At 70.2% G+C, this 16,848-nt stretch carries 16 protein-coding genes; 13 read left to right on the forward strand and 3 right to left on the reverse strand.

Features of this window, described 5'->3' with window-relative positions:
- Positions 1 to 30 precede the first annotated feature (30 nt).
- On the forward strand, positions 31 to 1,347 hold the full coding sequence (locus tag AWB89_RS04095) for an MFS transporter (protein ID WP_085171757.1): 1,317 nt from the start codon (positions 31 to 33) through the stop codon (positions 1,345 to 1,347).
- A 55-nt stretch (positions 1,348 to 1,402) separates the two neighbouring features.
- On the opposite strand, the gene AWB89_RS04100 is transcribed toward AWB89_RS04095, so the two are convergent.
- On the reverse strand, positions 1,403 to 2,197 hold the full coding sequence (locus AWB89_RS04100; RefSeq protein ID WP_085171759.1) for an MmpS family transport accessory protein: 795 nt from the start codon (positions 2,195 to 2,197) through the stop codon (positions 1,403 to 1,405).
- Positions 2,198 to 2,267: 70 nt separating this feature from the next.
- Positions 2,268 to 2,909, reverse strand: a complete 642-nt coding sequence (locus tag AWB89_RS04105) for an SACE_7040 family transcriptional regulator (protein ID WP_085171761.1) — start codon at positions 2,907 to 2,909, stop codon at positions 2,268 to 2,270.
- 95 nt (positions 2,910 to 3,004) lie between these two features.
- Here AWB89_RS04105 and AWB89_RS04110 point away from each other — a divergent pair, with 95 nt between their 5' ends.
- The 11 genes from AWB89_RS04110 to AWB89_RS04160 all read left to right on the forward strand — a co-directional run bounded on the left by AWB89_RS04110 (position 3,005) and on the right by AWB89_RS04160 (position 15,525).
- Positions 3,005 to 4,624, forward strand: coding sequence for an AMP-binding protein (locus AWB89_RS04110; RefSeq protein ID WP_241520422.1), 1,620 nt, complete (start codon positions 3,005 to 3,007; stop codon positions 4,622 to 4,624).
- A 91-nt stretch (positions 4,625 to 4,715) separates the two neighbouring features.
- Complete coding sequence (locus tag AWB89_RS04115) at positions 4,716 to 5,459, forward strand: CoA transferase subunit A (protein WP_085171763.1); 744 nt, start codon at positions 4,716 to 4,718, stop codon at positions 5,457 to 5,459.
- Positions 5,456 to 6,100: a 3-oxoacid CoA-transferase subunit B gene (locus AWB89_RS04120; RefSeq protein WP_085171764.1), complete on the forward strand. Its 645-nt coding sequence runs from the start codon at positions 5,456 to 5,458 to the stop codon at positions 6,098 to 6,100. Before AWB89_RS04115 ends, AWB89_RS04120 begins: the two co-directional genes overlap by 4 nt.
- Positions 6,097 to 7,683, forward strand: a complete 1,587-nt coding sequence (locus tag AWB89_RS04125; RefSeq protein ID WP_085171766.1) for a carboxyl transferase domain-containing protein — start codon at positions 6,097 to 6,099, stop codon at positions 7,681 to 7,683. The genes AWB89_RS04120 and AWB89_RS04125 overlap by 4 nt, the downstream gene beginning before the upstream one ends.
- 6 nt (positions 7,684 to 7,689) lie before the next feature.
- Complete coding sequence (locus AWB89_RS04130; RefSeq protein WP_085171768.1) at positions 7,690 to 9,672, forward strand: acetyl/propionyl/methylcrotonyl-CoA carboxylase subunit alpha; 1,983 nt, start codon at positions 7,690 to 7,692, stop codon at positions 9,670 to 9,672.
- A complete protein-coding gene (locus AWB89_RS04135; protein ID WP_085171770.1) occupies positions 9,669 to 10,832 on the forward strand; it encodes an acyl-CoA dehydrogenase family protein in 1,164 nt (387 codons plus the stop codon). The genes AWB89_RS04130 and AWB89_RS04135 overlap by 4 nt, the downstream gene beginning before the upstream one ends.
- Positions 10,829 to 11,320: a MaoC family dehydratase gene (locus AWB89_RS04140; protein WP_085094311.1), complete on the forward strand. Its 492-nt coding sequence runs from the start codon at positions 10,829 to 10,831 to the stop codon at positions 11,318 to 11,320. Before AWB89_RS04135 ends, AWB89_RS04140 begins: the two co-directional genes overlap by 4 nt.
- On the forward strand, positions 11,320 to 12,141 hold the full coding sequence (locus AWB89_RS04145; RefSeq protein ID WP_085171772.1) for an HpcH/HpaI aldolase/citrate lyase family protein: 822 nt from the start codon (positions 11,320 to 11,322) through the stop codon (positions 12,139 to 12,141). Before AWB89_RS04140 ends, AWB89_RS04145 begins: the two co-directional genes overlap by 1 nt.
- A gap of 128 nt (positions 12,142 to 12,269) precedes the next feature.
- Positions 12,270 to 13,361: a pyruvate dehydrogenase (acetyl-transferring) E1 component subunit alpha gene (gene pdhA, locus AWB89_RS04150; RefSeq protein ID WP_085171774.1), complete on the forward strand. Its 1,092-nt coding sequence runs from the start codon at positions 12,270 to 12,272 to the stop codon at positions 13,359 to 13,361.
- Positions 13,358 to 14,389, forward strand: coding sequence for a 3-methyl-2-oxobutanoate dehydrogenase subunit beta (bkdB, locus tag AWB89_RS04155; RefSeq protein ID WP_085171776.1), 1,032 nt, complete (start codon positions 13,358 to 13,360; stop codon positions 14,387 to 14,389). The genes pdhA and bkdB overlap by 4 nt, the downstream gene beginning before the upstream one ends.
- The gene (locus AWB89_RS04160) at positions 14,386 to 15,525 is read left to right on the forward strand and encodes a dihydrolipoamide acetyltransferase family protein (protein ID WP_085171778.1); all 1,140 of its coding nucleotides are present in this window, start codon (positions 14,386 to 14,388) and stop codon (positions 15,523 to 15,525) included. The genes bkdB and AWB89_RS04160 overlap by 4 nt, the downstream gene beginning before the upstream one ends.
- Positions 15,526 to 15,531: 6 nt before the next feature.
- On the opposite strand, the gene AWB89_RS04165 is transcribed toward AWB89_RS04160, so the two are convergent.
- Positions 15,532 to 16,302 (reverse strand): enoyl-CoA hydratase, encoded by a 771-nt coding sequence (locus tag AWB89_RS04165; RefSeq protein ID WP_085171780.1) that lies wholly within the window; start codon positions 16,300 to 16,302, stop codon positions 15,532 to 15,534.
- Between the two features lie 129 nt (positions 16,303 to 16,431).
- On the opposite strand from AWB89_RS04165, the gene AWB89_RS04170 reads away from it, so the two are divergent.
- The gene (locus AWB89_RS04170) at positions 16,432 to 16,677 is read left to right on the forward strand and encodes a hypothetical protein (protein WP_085094324.1); all 246 of its coding nucleotides are present in this window, start codon (positions 16,432 to 16,434) and stop codon (positions 16,675 to 16,677) included.
- Positions 16,678 to 16,848: the final 171 nt, after the last annotated feature.

A 16,848-nucleotide genomic window follows, 5' to 3' on the forward strand; every position in this document is an offset into this window, starting at 1 on the left:
GACAGCCGCGAACCCAATAGAGTGCCGGGCATGAGTCAGCGTCCGGCCACCCCGGTGCCATCGCAGGTGGCGGCGTGGGCGCTGTGGGACTGCGGCTCGCTCGGCATGAACGCGATCGTGGCGACCTTCGTCTTCTCGGTCTACCTGACCGGCAGCGTCGGCGCGGGAATGTCCGGTGGCACCTCACCGGCGAGCTGGCTCGGTCGATCGCTCGCGGTCGCGGGGTTGACCATTGCGGTGCTGGCGCCGGTGGTGGGGGTGTGGGTGGAAGCCCCGCACCGCCGGCGGCTGGTGTTGACCGTGCTGACCGCTCTCGCGGTCGCGTCGACCAGCGCCATGTTCCTCATCCGCGACGATCCCAGCTATCTGTGGGCGGGGCTGGTGCTGCTCTCGGCCACGGCGGCGTGCGGTGATCTCGCCGGTGTTCCGTACAACGCCATGCTGCGCCAGGTCTCGACGCCGCAGACGGCGGGCCGCATCTCCGGCCTGGGTGCGGCCTCCGGATTTACCGGCAGCGTGCTCCTGCTGCTGCTGGTCTATTTCGGTTTCATCGCAGGAACCGGCCCGGTGCGCGGGCTGTTGCACGTGCCCGTCCACGACGGGCTCTACGTCCGCGCGGCGATGCTGCTGACCGCGGCGTGGTTCGCGGTGCTGGCGCTGCCGCTGCTGTTCGTCGCCCACCGGCTGCCGGACTCCGGTGAGGCGTCGCATCCGACGAGCATGCTGGGCGGTTACCGCAAGCTGTGGGCCGAGGTGCGCACGGAATGGCGGCGCGACCGCAACCTGGTCTACTTCCTGGGGGCCAGCGCGCTGTTCCGCGACGGGCTGGCGGCCATCTTCGGCTTCGGCGCCGTGCTCGGCGTCAACGTGTACGGGCTGTCCCAGGCCGACGTGCTGGTGTTCGGTGTGGCGGCCAGCGTGGTGGCCGCGATCGGCGCGATCACCGGGGGGTTCGTCGACCACCGGATCGGATCCAAACCGGTCATCGTCGGGTCGCTGGTCGCGCTCCTTGCCGTGTCGGCCACCATGATGCTGGTGTCCGGTCCGCACGCGTTCTGGCTGTGCGGGCTGCTGTTGGCGATGTTCGTCGGTCCCTCCCTGGCGTCGTCGCGCGCCCTGCTGCTGCAGCTGGCGAAGGACGGCGGGGAAGGCGTCGCGTTCGGCCTCTACACGATGACGGGACGCGCCGTCGCGTTCGTGGCGCCCTGGCTGTTCTCCGTCTTCGTCGACGTGTTCGGCGCCGTGCGCGCCGGCATCGGCGGGATCTGCCTGGTGCTGCTCGCCGGACTGCTGGCGATGCTGGTGGTCCGGGTGCCGGCCCGCGCCGAACAGCCCGCGCAGGCCTAGCCCCATGGTGACGACCCGCTTCGACCGGCTACGCCGCCCTCGCGATCGTCACTAGCTAGCCCCGCGCGTCGCAGATCGTCAGCCCGACCCCGGTCCGCTGGCTCATCTGAACCCCGTCGACGGTGACCGAGCAGGTGACGTTGTGGCCGAAGTTGACGACCGTGACGTTGGCCGGGTGGGCGGCCGACTTCGACAGGCTGACCTCTTTGTTCCAGGGCAGCTCGACGTTGAACTCGGTCTGCACGACGTCACCGGTGCCGATGTAGACGACGCTGATGGCGCGGCCTTCGCCGGTCACGCTGTAGACGACGTCTTGCATGGCACCCGGGGCGGTCGACTCGGTCGGCGGGCCCGACGCGGTCGGCGGCGGTAACGGCCGGAAGGTGCGCGACGGCGGCGTCGTCCGCGTCGACGGGCTCGGCGGCGGGGTTTGCTCCTCGCTTGACCCGGGCATCGCGGGCAGCGGCGGGACGGCGGTCTGGTTCTTGATGGCGTCGTTGGCCAAGATCAGCGCAATCACCAGCGCGACCACCAAAAGCACCGCGGCCCCGGCGCCCAACCACAGCCAGCGCGGCGACTTCGGGCCGCCGGGCGTCGGCGGGGTCACGCCCTCGGTCGGCGCCTCGCCGGCCGCCGGTAGCTCCTGCTGCCAGTACGGCGGAAGCTGCTTGGTGTCGTTGAGGTTGGACGTCCACTGCGGGCCGTATCCGCCGTAGGTGGGGGCGTAGGGCCCGGCCTGGTCGGCGTACGCGGGGTCGGCGGGCGGCGGATATGGCAAACCCTGCGGCCCGGCCGTTCCCGATCCCGGTAGAGGGGGACTAAACCGCTCGGGTCGACGTGGATCGTTCATGTCGACCTCATGGCTTGCAAGGGTACCTAAGCCGCGCGATTGAGCGGGGACGCGCCTGAACAGGCGCTAGTCAGGGGCACTGGTTGCCGGCGGTCAGCGCAGCAACCGTCATCGCCCGCATGACGGCACGGGATCGGGCCGCGCCGGCGGGCTTGGCGCGCGCATCGTCCGGGGACTTCATGCTGTGCGGTGTCGAGTTGAGCAGCCCGAAGATCGCGTGGGCGGTCAGCCGGGCGTCGGTTTCGGCCAGCTTCGGATTGAGCTCGCGCAGCACGCCCACCCAGACCTCGACGTATTGGCGCTGCGCCTTGCGCACCTGCTTCTCGGCGGACTCGGGCAGGTGCGCCAGGTCGCGGTCCTGGATGCGGATCAGGTCGGGTTCGCCCAGCGCGAAGTCGAGGTGGAAGTCGATCAGCTCGTCGAGCGCGGCGGTCGCGTCGGCGTTGCGGGCGCGCGCGTTCCGGGCGCCGGCGAGCAACCGGGTGCTGATGCCGACGAGCAACTCGACCAGCATCGACTCCTTGTTGGGGAAGTGGCGGTAGATCGCCGGACCACTGACGCCCGCGGCGGCGCCGATGTCTTCCAGGCGCACCGCGAGGAATCCGCGCTCGGCGAACAGGCGCTCGGCGGCCGACAGGAGTTGCTGGCGCCGGTCGGATTTCAACCGGCTGCGGCGATTTGGGGCGTCGGGCTCTGGCGCCGACGTGGTCATGACCGCCCTCCGTCTCGCGCGTTCGGTTAATCGTCACTAACTTAGCACGGGTTGGGTTGTGGTTTAGGTTGATAGGCGAACCAGCCGGAGGCGCCGTGGCAAACCTTTCGTATGAGCGGGGTCCGAGCGAGCCCCGGCTGCTCGAGACCACGATCGGCGCCAACCTGGCGGCCACCGCCGCCAAGCACGCGCAGCGCGAGGCGCTCGTCGACGTCGCGGAGGGGCGACGCTGGACTTACGCGGAACTGCTGCTCGCCGTGCGGCGGCTGGCGACCGGGTTGGTGCGCGCCGGGATCCGGGTCGGGGATCGGGTCGGCATCTGGGCGCCCAACCGCTGGGAGTGGGTGCTCGTCCAGTACGCGACGGCCGAAATCGGCGCCATCCTGGTCAGCCTCAACCCCGCCTACCGGGCGCGCGAATTGGAATATGCGCTCACCCAGTCCGGTGTCGCGATGGTGGTCGCGGCCCCGCGGTTCAAGGACACGGACTACGCCGCCCTGCTGGACGAGGTGGCGCCGCGCTGCCCCGAGCTGGGCGACGTGGTGGTCCTGGGCGGCGATCGCTGGGAGCGGCTGGCCGGCACCGAGGTCGACGACGGCGCGCTGGCGCGGATCGCTGCGACACTGGACCGCCGCGATCCGGTCAACATCCAATACACCTCGGGCACAACGGGTTACCCGAAGGCGACGACGCTGAGCCACCGCAACATTCTCAACAACGGCTACCTGGTGGGCGAGCTGCTCGAGTACACCGCGCGCGACCGGATCTGCATCCCGGTGCCCTTCTATCACTGCTTCGGAATGACGATGGGCAACCTGGCGGCCACCAGTCACGGCGCCTGCATGGTGATCCCGGCGCCCGGCTTCGATCCCGGCGCCACTCTGCGCGCGGTGCAGGCCGAACGGTGCACCAGCCTCTACGGGGTGCCGACGATGTTCATCGCCGAGCTCGCCCTGCCCGACTTCGACGACTACGACCTGGGCAGCCTGCGCACCGGCATCATGGCCGGCTCGCCGTGCCCGGTCGAGGTGATGCGCAAGGTGATCGAGCGCATGCACATGCCGGGCGTCTCGATCTGCTACGGCATGACGGAAACCAGCCCCGTCTCCACGCAGACGCGCACCGACGATCCGGTGGAACGGCGCGTCGGCACCGTCGGCCGGGCCGGCCCGCACCTCGAGGTCAAGGTGGTGGACCCCGTCGGCGGGCGGACCGTGCCGCGCGGGCTGGCCGGGGAGTTCTGCACGCGCGGCTATTCGGTGATGGCCGGCTACTGGAACGACCCCGAGCGCACGGCCGAGGTCATCGACGCCGACGGGTGGATGCACACCGGGGACCTGGCCGTCATGGACGAGTGCGGCTACGTCCAGATCACCGGCCGGATCAAGGATCTGATCGTCCGCGGCGGCGAGAACATCTCCCCACGCGAAATCGAGGAGTTCCTGCACACCCATCCCGACATCGTCGACGCCCAGGTGATCGGGGTGCCCGACGCGCGCTACGGCGAGGAAGTGATGGCGGTGGTCATGCTGCGCGACGGGGCGCCGGCGCTGACCCTCGAAAGCCTGCGGGAGTTCTGCGCCGGACGGATCGCACACTTCAAGATTCCGCGCCACCTTCGGGTCGTCGACGAATTCCCGATGACGGTCACCGGCAAGGTCCGCAAAACCGAGATGCGCGAGCAAGCCATCGAGTACCTGCGTGACCAGCACTGAGCGCCGCCCGCGCCCTGGACTCGGCGGCCTGGACGGTGGTATTCTCGCCCGAGTTAATGAAGATTAACTGAAATCGGAGGCTGCTGCGGCGATGGACAAGGTGATGGCGACGGCCGCCGACGCGGTCGCCGACATAACCGACGGGTCGTCCCTGGCGGTCGGGGGATTCGGGTTCTGCGGCATCCCCGAGGCGCTGATCGCGGCGCTGGTCGACACCGGCGTCCGCGATCTCGAGACGGTGTCCAACAACTGTGGCGGCTACGGCGTCGGGCTGGAAGCGCTGTTGCGCCACAAGCGAATCCGCCGGGCCGTCGCGTCGTACGTCGGTGACAACAAGGAATTCGCCCGCCAGTTCCTCGCGGGTGAAATCGAGGTGGAGCTCACCCCGCAGGGCACGCTGGCGGAGCGGCTGCGCGCCGGTGGCGCGGGCATCCCGGCGTTCTACACCCCCGCGGGGGTCGGCACCCCGGTCGCCGACGGCGGCCTGCCGTGGCGCTATGACGCGTCCGGCGCGGTCGCGGTGATGTCGCCGCCGAAGGAGACCCGCGAGTTCGACGGCGTGACCTACGTTCTCGAGCGCGCGATCCGCACCGACTTCGCGCTGGTGCACGCCTGGAAGGGCGACCGGCACGGCAACCTCGCCTACCGGGCGTCGGCCGCCAACTTCAATCCCGACTGCGCCACGGCCGGCAGGATCACCATCGCCGAGGTCGAACACCTCGTCGAGCCAGGGGAGATCGACCCGGCCGCGGTGCACACCCCGGGCGTCTTCGTGCACCGGGTCGTCCACGTGCCCGATCCCGAAAAGCCGATCGAGAAGGTGACCGTCCGGTGAGCTGGACGCGCGAGGGCCTGGCCGCCCGGGTGGCCGCCGAATTCGAGGACGGCCAATACGTCAACCTCGGCATCGGCATGCCGACGCTGATTCCCAACCACATCCCCGACGGCGTCACCGTCGTCATCCACTCCGAAAACGGGATCCTCGGTGTCGGGCCGTATCCGCGGGCCGAAGACGTCGACGCGGATCTGATCAACGCGGGCAAGGAGACCGTCACCACCATGCCCGGCGCGGCGTTCTTCGCCTCCTCGACCTCGTTCGGGATCATTCGCGGCGGGCACCTCGACGTCGCGGTGCTCGGGGCCATGCAGGTTTCGGCCAGCGGCGACCTCGCCAACTGGGTGATCCCGGGAAAGCTGGTCAAGGGCATGGGCGGCGCGATGGACCTGGTGCACGGCGCCCGTAAGGTGATCGCGATGATGGAGCACACCACGCGGGATGGCTCGCCGAAAGTCGTTGAGCGGTGCACCCTTCCGCTGACCGGCGTGGGCTGTGTCGACCGCATCATCACCGACCTCGCCGTCATCGACGTGTGTTACGACGGCCTGCAGCTCGTCGAGACGGCCCCCGGGGTCTCCGTCGACGAGGTGCGCGCGAAAACCGAACCGCCCCTTGCGTTGACCGGGAGGCACTCATGAGCACCGCCGTCACGACCGCGCCGTCGTTCGCCGACGAGCACCGCCGGCTGGTCGCCGAACTGAACGCCAAGCTGGCGGCCGCGGCGTTGGGCGGCAACGAACGCGCCCGGGAACGCCACGTCAGCCGCGGCAAGCTGCTGCCCCGCGAGCGGGTGGATCGGCTGCTCGACCCGGGCAGCCCGTTTTTGGAGCTGGCCCCGCTGGCCGCCAACGGTATGTACGACAACGAGTCCCCCGGGGCCGGGATCATCACCGGGATCGGCCGGGTGTCGGGACGCGAGTGCGTGATCGTCGCCAACGACGCGACCGTCAAGGGCGGCACCTACTACCCGATGACGGTCAAGAAGCACCTGCGCGCGCAGGAGGTGGCGCTGCAGAACCGGCTGCCGTGCATCTACCTCGTCGACTCCGGCGGCGCCTTCCTGCCGCGCCAGGACGAGGTGTTCCCCGACCGCGAGCACTTCGGCCGGATCTTCTACAACCAGGCGACCATGAGCGCCAAGGAAATCCCGCAGGTGGCCGCCGTGCTCGGCTCGTGCACGGCCGGCGGCGCCTACGTGCCGGCGATGAGCGACGAGGCCGTCATCGTCCGTGAGCAGGGCACCATCTTCCTGGGCGGTCCGCCGCTGGTCAAAGCGGCTACCGGCGAGATCGTCTCGGCCGAGGAACTGGGTGGCGGCGACCTGCATTCGCGGGTTTCCGGGGTCACCGACCACCTCGCCGACGACGACGAGCACGCGCTGCGCATCGTCCGCTCGATCGCGGCCACCTTCGGCCCCCGGGACCCCGGGCAATGGGAGGTGCAGCCCTCGGTCGAGCCGAAGCATGCGCAGTCCGAGCTCTACGACGTCGTGCCGCCGGATCCGCGCGTGCCCTACGACGTGCACGAGGTCATCGTGCGGCTGGTCGACGGCAGCGAATTCAGCGAGTTCAAGGCCAATTACGGCAAGACGCTGGTGACCGCCTTCGCGCGCATCCACGGCCATCCCGTCGGCATCGTCGCCAACAACGGCGTGCTGTTCAGCGAATCCGCCTTGAAGGGAGCGCATTTCATCGAGCTGTGCGACAAGCGCAAGATCCCGCTGCTCTTTTTGCAGAACATCGCCGGGTTCATGGTCGGCCGCGACTACGAGGCGGGCGGCATCGCCAAGCACGGCGCCAAGATGGTCACCGCCGTGGCGTGCGCGCGGGTGCCCAAGCTGACCGTCGTGATCGGCGGGTCCTATGGCGCGGGCAACTATTCGATGTGCGGGCGGGCGTATTCCCCCCGCTTCCTGTGGATGTGGCCCAACGCCCGGATCTCGGTGATGGGCGGCGAGCAGGCCGCGTCGGTGCTGGCGACCGTGCGCGGCGAGCAGCTGACCGCGGTCGGCAAGCCGTGGTCGGCCGACGAGGAGGAGGCGTTCAAGGCGCCCATCCGCCAGCAGTACGAGGACCAGGGCAACCCGTACTACTCCACGGCGCGCCTCTGGGACGACGGCATCATCGACCCGGCCGATACCAGAACGATTCTGGGGCTTGCCCTTTCGGCGTGCGCCCATGCGCCGCTGGAACCGGTCTCCTACGGCGTATTCCGGATGTGACCCGCAATGTTTGACACCGTACTTGTAGCCAACCGCGGCGAGATCGCCGTGCGGGTGATCCGCACCCTGCGCCGCCTGGGCATCCGCTCTGTCGCCGTCTACAGCGACCCCGACGCCACCGCGCGGCACGTGCTCGAGGCTGACACGGCGGTGCGCCTGGGTCCGGCCGCCGCGCGCGAGAGCTACCTCGACATCGACAAGGTGATCGACGCCGCCGTGCGCACCGGCTCCCAGGCGATCCACCCGGGCTACGGGTTCCTCTCGGAGAACGCGCATTTCGCCGCGGCCTGTGATCGCGCCGGGGTGGTGTTCCTGGGCCCACCGGCGCGGGCGATCGAGGTGATGGGTGACAAGATCACCGCCAAGAACGCCGTCGCCGCCTTCGACGTGCCGGTGGTGCCCGGGGTGGCCAAGCCCGGTTTGACCGACGACGAGCTCGCCGCGGCGGCCGACGAGGTCGGCTACCCGGTGCTGATCAAGCCGTCGGCCGGCGGCGGCGGCAAGGGCATGCGGCTGGTGGAGGACCCGGCGCGGCTGCGCGAGGCGCTGGTGAGCGCCCGGCGCGAGGCCGGCTCCTCGTTCGGCGACGACACGCTTTTCCTGGAGCGGTTCGTGTTGCGGCCCAGGCACATCGAGGTGCAGGTGCTCGCGGATGCGCACGGCAACGTGGTGCACTTGGGCGAGCGCGAGTGCAGCCTGCAGCGGCGCCATCAGAAGGTCATCGAGGAGGCGCCCTCGCCGCTGCTCGACGCCGAGACCCGCGCCCGGATCGGGGCCGCGGCCTGCAACACCGCCCGCAGCGTCGACTACGTCGGCGCCGGCACGGTGGAGTTCATCGTCTCCGCGGCCCGTCCCGACGAATTCTTCTTCATGGAGATGAACACCCGCCTGCAGGTCGAACATCCGGTCACCGAGGCGATCACCGGCCTGGACCTGGTGGAGTGGCAGCTGCGGGTGGCGGCGGGCGAGAAGCTCGGATTCGCGCAGGACGACGTCGAATTGCGCGGCCACGCGATCGAGGCCCGCGTGTACGCGGAGGATCCGGCGCGCGGGTTCCTGCCCACCGGCGGCCGGGTGCTGCAGGTGTCCGAACCGTCGGGCGCAGGCGTGCGGGTGGACTCGTCGCTGCTGGCCGGCACGCTGGTCGGCAGCGACTACGACCCGATGCTGAGCAAGGTGATCGCCCACGGCGACGATCGCGACGAGGCGCTCGCGAAACTCGATCGCGCGCTGGCGCGCACGGTGATCCTCGGCGTGCAAACCAACGTCGAATTCCTTCGGTTCCTGCTCGCCGACGAGCGGGTGCGCGCCGGTGACCTGGACACCGCGCTGCTGGACGAGCGGCTGGCGGACTTCGCGCCGGCCCCGGCGCCCGACGACGTGCTCGCCGCCGGCGGCCTATTCCGCCAGTGGGCTTTGGAGCACCGGGCCGCGGGCGACTTATGGGCGGCGCCGACGGGATGGCGGGTCGGCGGCGACGCGGCCCCGGTGCGCACCGACATGCAGACCCCGCTGCGTAGCGAGACGGTGTCGGTGTGGGGGCCGCCCGACGCGGCCAGGGTACAGGTGGGGAACGGTGAGATCGGTTCCGCCAATGTGGAACTCGACGGAGCCCGGATGGGCGTGACGCTGGACGGGCTGCGCCGCGAATACTGGTGGGCCGAGGCCGACCGGCACCTGTGGATCGCCGACGAGCGGGGAACCTGGCACCTGCGCGAGGCCGAGGAGCACAAGATCCACCGCGGCACCGCGACCCGGCAGGCCGAGATCGTCAGCCCGATGCCCGGCAACGTGATCGCGGTCCAGGCCGAATCCGGCGCCGAGGTCGCCGAGGGCGACGTGGTGGTGGTCGTCGAAGCGATGAAGATGGAACATTCGCTGGCCGCACCGGTTTCGGGGCGGGTGGAGGTGCTGGTCTCCGTCGGCGACCAGGTGACGGTGGACCAGGTGCTGGCCCGGCTGAGTGAAGAGAGCAAGGACGAGACATGACGACATCCATTAGAGGGACGCTGCCCAAGGAATACGAGGACCTTCGTGACACGGTGGCCGACTTCGCGCGCACCGTCGTCGCACCGGTGTCGGCCAAACACGATGAGGAACACAGCTTCCCGTACGAGGTCGTCGCCAAGATGGGCGAGATGGGCCTGTTCGGCCTGCCCTTCCCCGAGGAATACGGCGGCATGGGCGGCGACTACTTCGCGCTGGCGCTGGCGCTCGAGGAACTCGGCAAGGTCGACCAGTCGGTGGCCATCACGCTGGAGGCCGGCGTCGGGTTGGGCGCGATGCCGATCTATCGGTTCGGCACCGAGGAGCAGAAGCAGAAATGGCTGCCCGACCTGGTGGCCGGACGCGCGCTGGCCGGGTTCGGGCTCACCGAACCCGGGGCGGGCTCCGACGCGGGAGCCACCCGCACCACCGCCCGCCTCGACGACGGCGAATGGGTGATCAACGGCAGCAAGCAATTCATCACCAACTCCGGCACCGACATCACCTCACTGGTCACCGTCACCGCGGTCACCGGCACCCTCGCGGGCGACAAGAAGGAGATCTCGACGATCATCGTGCCCAGCGGCACACCGGGTTTCACCGTCGAACCGGTCTACAACAAGGTCGGCTGGAACGCGTCGGACACGCACCCGCTGACCTTCGCCGACGCCCGCGTCCCCGAGGAGAACCTGCTGGGCGCCCGGGGCACCGGCTACGCGAACTTCCTGTCCATCCTGGACGAGGGCCGCATCGCGATCGCGGCGCTGGCGACCGGGGTGGCACAGGGCTGCGTCGACGAAAGCGTCAAGTACGCCAAGGAACGCCAGTCGTTCGGCCAGCCGATCGGCTCGTATCAGGCGATCAGCTTCAAGATCGCGCGGATGGAGGCCCGCGCGCACGTGGCCCGCACCGCGTACTACGAGGCGGCCGCGAAGATGTTGGCGGGCAAGCCCTTCAAGAAGGAGGCGGCGATCGCGAAGATGGTGTCCTCGGAGGCGGCGATGGACAACGCCCGCGACGCCACCCAGATCCACGGCGGCTACGGTTTCATGAACGAATACCCGGTGGCTCGCCACTACCGGGACAGCAAGATCCTGGAGATCGGGGAAGGGACCACCGAGGTGCAACTCATGCTCATCGCGCGATCGCTGGGACTCTCATGACGGCTAAGTCGATCATCCAGCGGGGCTTGTGGTTTGAGGAGTTCGAGGTCGGCACGACGTACCTGCACCGACCCGGCCGCACCGTCACCGAGGCCGACAACGTCCTGTTCACCACGCTGACGATGAACACCCAGTCGCTGCACCTCGACGCGGCGTGGGCCGCCGATCAGCCCGGCTTTCGGGGTGAGCGGCTGGTGAACTCGATGTTCACCCTCTCCACGCTGGTCGGGTTGTCGGTGGCGCAGCTGACGCTCGGCACCATCGTGGCCAACCTCGGTTTCTCCGAGGTGTCGTTCCCCAAGCCCGTCTTCCACGGCGACACCCTGTACGCCGAAACCGTCTGCACCGACAAGCGCGAGTCGAAGAGCCGGCCGGGCGAAGGCATCGTGACCCTCGAGCACACCGGCCGCAACCAGCACGGCGACGTGGTGGCGCGCGCGGTGCGAACCACGCTGGTGCAAAAGCGGCCTGACACCGAGGAGTCGTGATGGACCTGCGCGCCGCGGGGCCCGGCTGGCTGTTCTGCCCGGCCGACCGGCCCGAGCGTTTCGCCAAGGCCGCCGCGGCCGCCGACGTGGTGATCCTGGACCTCGAGGACGGCGTGGCCGAGGCGGACAAGCCCGCCGCGCGCAAGGCGCTGCGCGAGACCCCGCTGGATCCCGGGCGGACCGTGGTGCGGATCAACGCGGCGGACACCGCCGAGCACGCCCGCGACCTGGACGCCCTGGCCGACACCGCCTACACCACGGTGATGCTCTCCAAGACCGAATCGGCCGCGCAGGTGACCGCCCTCGCGCCGCGCGACGTCGTCGCGCTGATCGAGACCCCGCGTGGCGCGGTGTTCGTCACCGAGATCGCCGCGGCCCAGGGCACCGCCGCCCTGATGTGGGGCGCCGAGGACCTGGTCGCCGCGCTCGGCGGCAGCTCCAGCCGGCTGGCCGACGGCACCTATCGCGACTTCGCCCGCCACGTCCGGTCGGCGACCCTGCTCGCGGCGGCGGCGTTCGACCGGATCGCGCTTGATGCCGTGCACCTGGACATCCGTGACCTCGAAGGCCTGCGGGCCGAGGCCAACGACGCCCTCGCCGTGGGGTTCGACGCGACGGTCTGCATCCACCCCAGCCAGGTCCCGGTCGTGCGCGAGGCCTATCGCCCCACCGAGGAAAAGCTGGACTGGGCGCGCCGGGTCTTGGCCGCGGCGAAATCCGAACGCGGGGTGTTCGCGTTCGAAGGGCAGATGGTCGATTCGCCAGTGCTCAAGCACGCCGCGATGTTGCTGCGGCGGGCGGGGGAGCCCGCGTCCGGCTAGGGCGCGACACGCGCGCCGCCTCCGCCGTGATCAACGCGGCGTCTTCGCATTTGGGCGCATAATGGGGGATACGCCAGTCCCGCGTCGAGTGGAGACTTCCGGTAGCTGGCGATCGCCAAGGAGGCGGTATGGCGGATGTGTCTCAGACGCCGATGACCGTCGACCTCGACCCGATCCAACTCGTCGCCGCCGACGGCACGCCGACGCCCGAAAGCCGTTACGGCCGCGGCCTTCCGCCGGAAACCCTGTGCTGGCTCTACGAGATGATGGTGGTCACCCGCGAGCTGGACACCGAATTCGTCAACCTGAAGCGCCAGGGGCAGTTGGCGCTGTTCGCGTCGTGCCGCGGCCAGGAAGCCGCCCAGGTCGGGGCCGCCGCGTGCCTACGCAAGACGGACTGGCTGTTTCCCCAATACCGCGAGCTCGGCGCGTACCTGGTGCGCGGCATTCCGCCCGGGCACGTGGGGGCGGCCTGGCGCGGGACGTGGCACGGCGGACTGGAATTCACCAAGAAATGCTGCGCCCCGATGTCCATCCCGATCGGCACCCAGACGCTGCACGCCGTCGGCGCCGCGATGGCCGCGCAACGCCTGGGCGAGGATTCGGTGACGGTCGCGTTCCTCGGCGACGGCGCCACCAGCGAGGGCGACGTGCACGAGGCGCTGAACTTCGCGGCCGTGTTCGTCGCCCCGTGCGTGTTCTATGTGCAGAACAACCAGTGGGCGATCTCGGTCCCGGTATCAAGGCAGACCGCCGCACCTTCCCTCGCGCACAAGGCGATTGGTTACGGGATGCCCGGGATCCGGGTGGACGGCAACGACGTGCTGGCGTGCTACGCGGTGATGGCCGAGGCCGCCGCCCGCGCCCGCGCCGGTGGCGGCCCGACGCTGATCGAGGCGGTCACCTACCGGCTGGGCCCGCACACCACGTCCGACGATCCGAGCCGATACCGCACGCAGGACGAAGTGGACCGGTGGGCGGCGCTCGACCCGATCCCGCGCTACCGCACCTACCTGCAGGGCCAGGGGCTGTGGTCCGAACGCCTGGAGGAGCGGGTCGCCGCGCGGGCGAAGCGGATGCGGACCGAATTGCGCGACGCGGTGTTCGACGCGCCCGACTTCGACGTCGACGAGGTGTTCACCACGGTGTACGCCGAGATCACCCCCGGGTTGCAGGCGCAGCGCCAGCAGCTGCTGGCCGAGCTGGGGCGGCTCGAATGACCCAGCTCGAGGACCGCCCGGCCGCGCCGCCCCGCGACGCGCCCGCCGCGCAGCCGCTGACCATGGTGCAGGCGCTCAACCGCGCGCTGCACGACGCGATGGCCGCCGACGACCGCGTCCTGGTGTTCGGCGAGGACGTCTCCGTCGAGGGCGGGGTGTTCCGGGTGACCGAGGGCCTGGCCGAAACATTCGGCGAGGCAAGGTGTTTCGACACGCCGCTGGCCGAATCCGCCATCATCGGCATCGCGATCGGCCTGGCGCTGCGCGGCTTCGTGCCGGTGCCCGAGATCCAGTTCGACGGGTTCTCCTACCCGGCCTTCGACCAGGTGGTCAGCCATCTGGCGAAGTACCGCACCCGCACCCGCGGCGAAATCAACATGCCGGTCACCGTCCGGATCCCCTCGTTCGGGGGAATCGGTGCGGCCGAGCATCATTCGGACTCCACCGAGTCCTATTGGGCGCACACGGCCGGCCTGAAGGTGGTGGTGCCGTCCAGCCCGGCCGACGCCTACTGGCTGCTGCGCCACTCGATCGCCTGCCCCGACCCGGTGATGTACCTGGAGCCGAAGCGGCGCTACCAGGGGCGCGGGGAGGTCGACACCACCCGGCCCGAACCGCCCATCGGGCAGGCCGCGGTGCGCCGGCCCGGCCGCGACGTCACCGTCGTCACCTACGGCAGCCTGGTGAACACCGCCGTTGCCGCCGCGGAAGAGGCTCAGCACCAACGTGATTGGAGCCTGGAGGTCATCGACCTGCGGTCGCTGGTCCCGCTGGACTTCGACACCGTCGCCGCGTCGATCCACCGGACCGGGCGCTGCGTGGTGGTGCACGAGGGGCCGCGCAGCCTGGGCTACGGGGCCGGCCTGGCCGCGCGCATCCAGGAGGAGATGTTCTACGAGCTGGAGGCGCCGGTGTTGCGCGCCTGCGGTTTCGACACGCCCTACCCGCCGGCGCGGTTGGAGGGGCTGTGGCTGCCGGGGCCCGACCGGCTGCTGGACTGCGTCGAGCGCGCGCTGGCAATGCCATGAGCACCGACGACCGGGTGATGTCATTCCGCGTCCCCGACCTTGGCGAGGGGCTCGAGGAGGTGACGGTGTCGTGCTGGTACGTCGAGGCCGGATCCGAGGTCGAGCTCAACCAGGTGTTGTGCTCGGTGGAGACGGCCAAGGCCGAGGTGGAGATCCCGAGCCCGTACGCCGGGCGGATCGTCGAAACCAACGGCGCCGAAGGCGATGTGCTCAAGGTGGGCGCGGTGCTGGTCCGCATCGACACCGCACCCGGGCAGGCCGCGGTGCCGACGCTCGTCGGCTACGGCGCCGACGCGGGCATCGACGCCAGCCGGCGGACCGGGCGCCCGCTCGCCGCCCCGCCGGTGCGCAAGTTGGCCAAGGAGCTGGCGGTCGATCTCGCCTCGCTGCGCCGCGACGGGGATGAGGTGATCACGCGGGCCGACGTGCTGGCGGCCGCGCACCGGGCGGCGGACGACGTTCGGCCGGTCCGCGGCGTGCACGCCCGGATGGCGGAGAAGATGGCGCTGTCCCACCGGGAGATCCCGGCGGCGAAGGCCGGCGTCGACGTGGATTGCACCGCGTTGCTGCGGCTGAGCGACCGTGCCGCGCACACCGATATCACGCCGTTCGTGCTCACGCTTCGGCTGCTCATTATTGCCTTGCGCCACAACATGATTCTCAACTCGACATGGGTTGACTCGCCCGAAGGCCCGCAGGTGCACCTCCATCGGGGCGTGCATCTGGGGTTCGGTGTGGCCACCGAACGCGGGCTGCTGGTGCCGGTGATCGCCGACGCGCAGACGATGACCACGCGGGAGTTGGCCGGCCGGACCGCCGAGTTGATCAAGGGCGCGCGCGAGGGCACCCTGACGCCGGCCGAGCTGACGGGCTCCACGTTCACCGTGTCGAACTTCGGGGCGCTCGGCGTGGACGACGGCGTGCCGGTGATCAACCACCCCGAGGCGGCGATCCTGGGCATGGGCGCGATCAGGCCCCGCCCGGTGGTCGTCGGCGGCGAGGTTGCGGTGCGCTCGACGATGGCGCTGACGTGCGTGTTCGACCACCGCGTCGCCGACGGCGCCCAGGTGGCGCGGTTCCTCTGCGAGCTGAGAGATCTGATCGAATCGCCCGAGACCGCCGTGCTCGACCTGTAGCGCCGGCTACTTGCGCCGCGCCGCGGCCAGTCTGCTTGCGAATTCCGGAGATTGGATGGACGACGCCTGCGGCCCGAGTTCGGTCCGCATGGCGAGGTCGTGTTGCTCGCTGTCCAGCGAGCCCGGGTTGATGGTGGCGCGCATCGTCGCCTTGGTCGCCAGCACCACCTCGCGCGGAGCCGCGGCGGGCCCTGCGGCCAGCTGCAGCGCAGCCGCGACCGGATCGTCGGCGATGCTCAGTGCCAGGCCGTGGCGCACAGCGGATTCGGCGTCGAAGCGCATCCCGAACAGCAACGCCGCCCGAGCCACCTGCGGACCGACCGCGCGCTGCAGCATCCACGTCGCGCCCCCGCCCGGGTGCAGCCCCAGCTTCTGGAACCGGGGGTCGAACAGCGCGTGCGGCCCGGCGATGCGCACGTCGGCGGCCAGCGCCAGGTTCAGACCCGCGCCGACGGCCGCGCCGTTGACCGCGGCGATCGTCGGCAGCCGGCAATTGCCGACGGCCATGAAACCGTCGTAGAGCCGCTGCAGCCCCGACTCCGCCGCCCCGCCGCCGGCCGCGCCCAGCGCGCTGAGGTCGGCGCCGGCGCAAAACGCCTTGCCCGCGCCCGTGACCACGACGGCGTGCACGTCGGGGTCGGCCTCGGCCCGCTCCACGGCCGACCGCAGCAGCGCCGACATCTCATCGGTGAGGGCGTTGCGCCGGTCCGGGTCGTTGACGGTGATGAGCGCGACGTGCGCGTCGACGCTGAACAGGACGAGATCGGGCTGGGTCATGGGTACCTAAGGGTACTTGGCGGGCTGACCGGCGCGAACGCCTGTCAAGAATCCGTTGAGAATCCCTCAAGGCCGCCTGCCGATGCTCGACTCGACCACCGATCCGGCATCTGACATGAGGAGCAGCCCATGCGCACTGCGGCGGAGAAGAAGGCGAACAGGAAACTCGGATTCCTCCGGTTGGCGATGGTGTCGTCCGCTACCGCCATCCTCGTCGCGCTCGGGATGGGCGTCGCCTATGTCAACACCCCGTCCGCCGGCCACCCCTGCTCGGTGCGCAACGCCACCATCCGTGACGCGGCCGGCCGCACCATGTGGTGCAACCCCGGGGCCGACGGCGGGGCCGTGGTCTGGCAGTACGCGCAGGCGTCCTGAGCGCGACCCGACTGCCAGGGCAAACGCGCTTCCGCCGCCGGTTTACCCAACCGGATCTCGAAGAAATCTGGGAACGATTGTTTTCAGTGTCGCGGTCCCCGGCACGGGCCGACGATCGCCGTCAATGCGCTTGCCCGCCAGACTATTTCGACCCTGCCGCGCTTGTCCGAC

Origin of the sequence: Mycobacterium paraense (genome assembly GCF_002101815.1) — a bacterium.
In the GTDB taxonomy this organism is placed as follows: domain Bacteria; phylum Actinomycetota; class Actinomycetes; order Mycobacteriales; family Mycobacteriaceae; genus Mycobacterium; species Mycobacterium paraense.

Bases quoted from the DNA above. Each gene is read 5' to 3' on its own strand.
- AWB89_RS04095 (WP_085171757.1), top strand. From the start codon at position 31: ATGAGTCAGCGTCCGGCCACCCCGGTGCCATCGCAGGTGGCGGCGTGG.
- AWB89_RS04100 (WP_085171759.1), bottom strand. From the start codon at position 2,197: ATGAACGATCCACGTCGACCCGAGCGGTTTAGTCCCCCTCTACCGGGA.
- AWB89_RS04105 (WP_085171761.1), bottom strand. From the start codon at position 2,909: ATGACCACGTCGGCGCCAGAGCCCGACGCCCCAAATCGCCGCAGCCGG.
- AWB89_RS04115 (WP_085171763.1), top strand. From the start codon at position 4,716: ATGGACAAGGTGATGGCGACGGCCGCCGACGCGGTCGCCGACATAACC.
- AWB89_RS04125 (WP_085171766.1), top strand. From the start codon at position 6,097: ATGAGCACCGCCGTCACGACCGCGCCGTCGTTCGCCGACGAGCACCGC.
- AWB89_RS04130 (WP_085171768.1), top strand. From the start codon at position 7,690: ATGTTTGACACCGTACTTGTAGCCAACCGCGGCGAGATCGCCGTGCGG.
- AWB89_RS04135 (WP_085171770.1), top strand. From the start codon at position 9,669: ATGACGACATCCATTAGAGGGACGCTGCCCAAGGAATACGAGGACCTT.
- AWB89_RS04140 (WP_085094311.1), top strand. From the start codon at position 10,829: ATGACGGCTAAGTCGATCATCCAGCGGGGCTTGTGGTTTGAGGAGTTC.
- AWB89_RS04145 (WP_085171772.1), top strand. From the start codon at position 11,320: ATGGACCTGCGCGCCGCGGGGCCCGGCTGGCTGTTCTGCCCGGCCGAC.
- pdhA (WP_085171774.1), top strand. From the start codon at position 12,270: ATGGCGGATGTGTCTCAGACGCCGATGACCGTCGACCTCGACCCGATC.
- bkdB (WP_085171776.1), top strand. From the start codon at position 13,358: ATGACCCAGCTCGAGGACCGCCCGGCCGCGCCGCCCCGCGACGCGCCC.
- AWB89_RS04160 (WP_085171778.1), top strand. From the start codon at position 14,386: ATGAGCACCGACGACCGGGTGATGTCATTCCGCGTCCCCGACCTTGGC.
- AWB89_RS04165 (WP_085171780.1), bottom strand. From the start codon at position 16,302: ATGACCCAGCCCGATCTCGTCCTGTTCAGCGTCGACGCGCACGTCGCG.
- AWB89_RS04170 (WP_085094324.1), top strand. From the start codon at position 16,432: ATGCGCACTGCGGCGGAGAAGAAGGCGAACAGGAAACTCGGATTCCTC.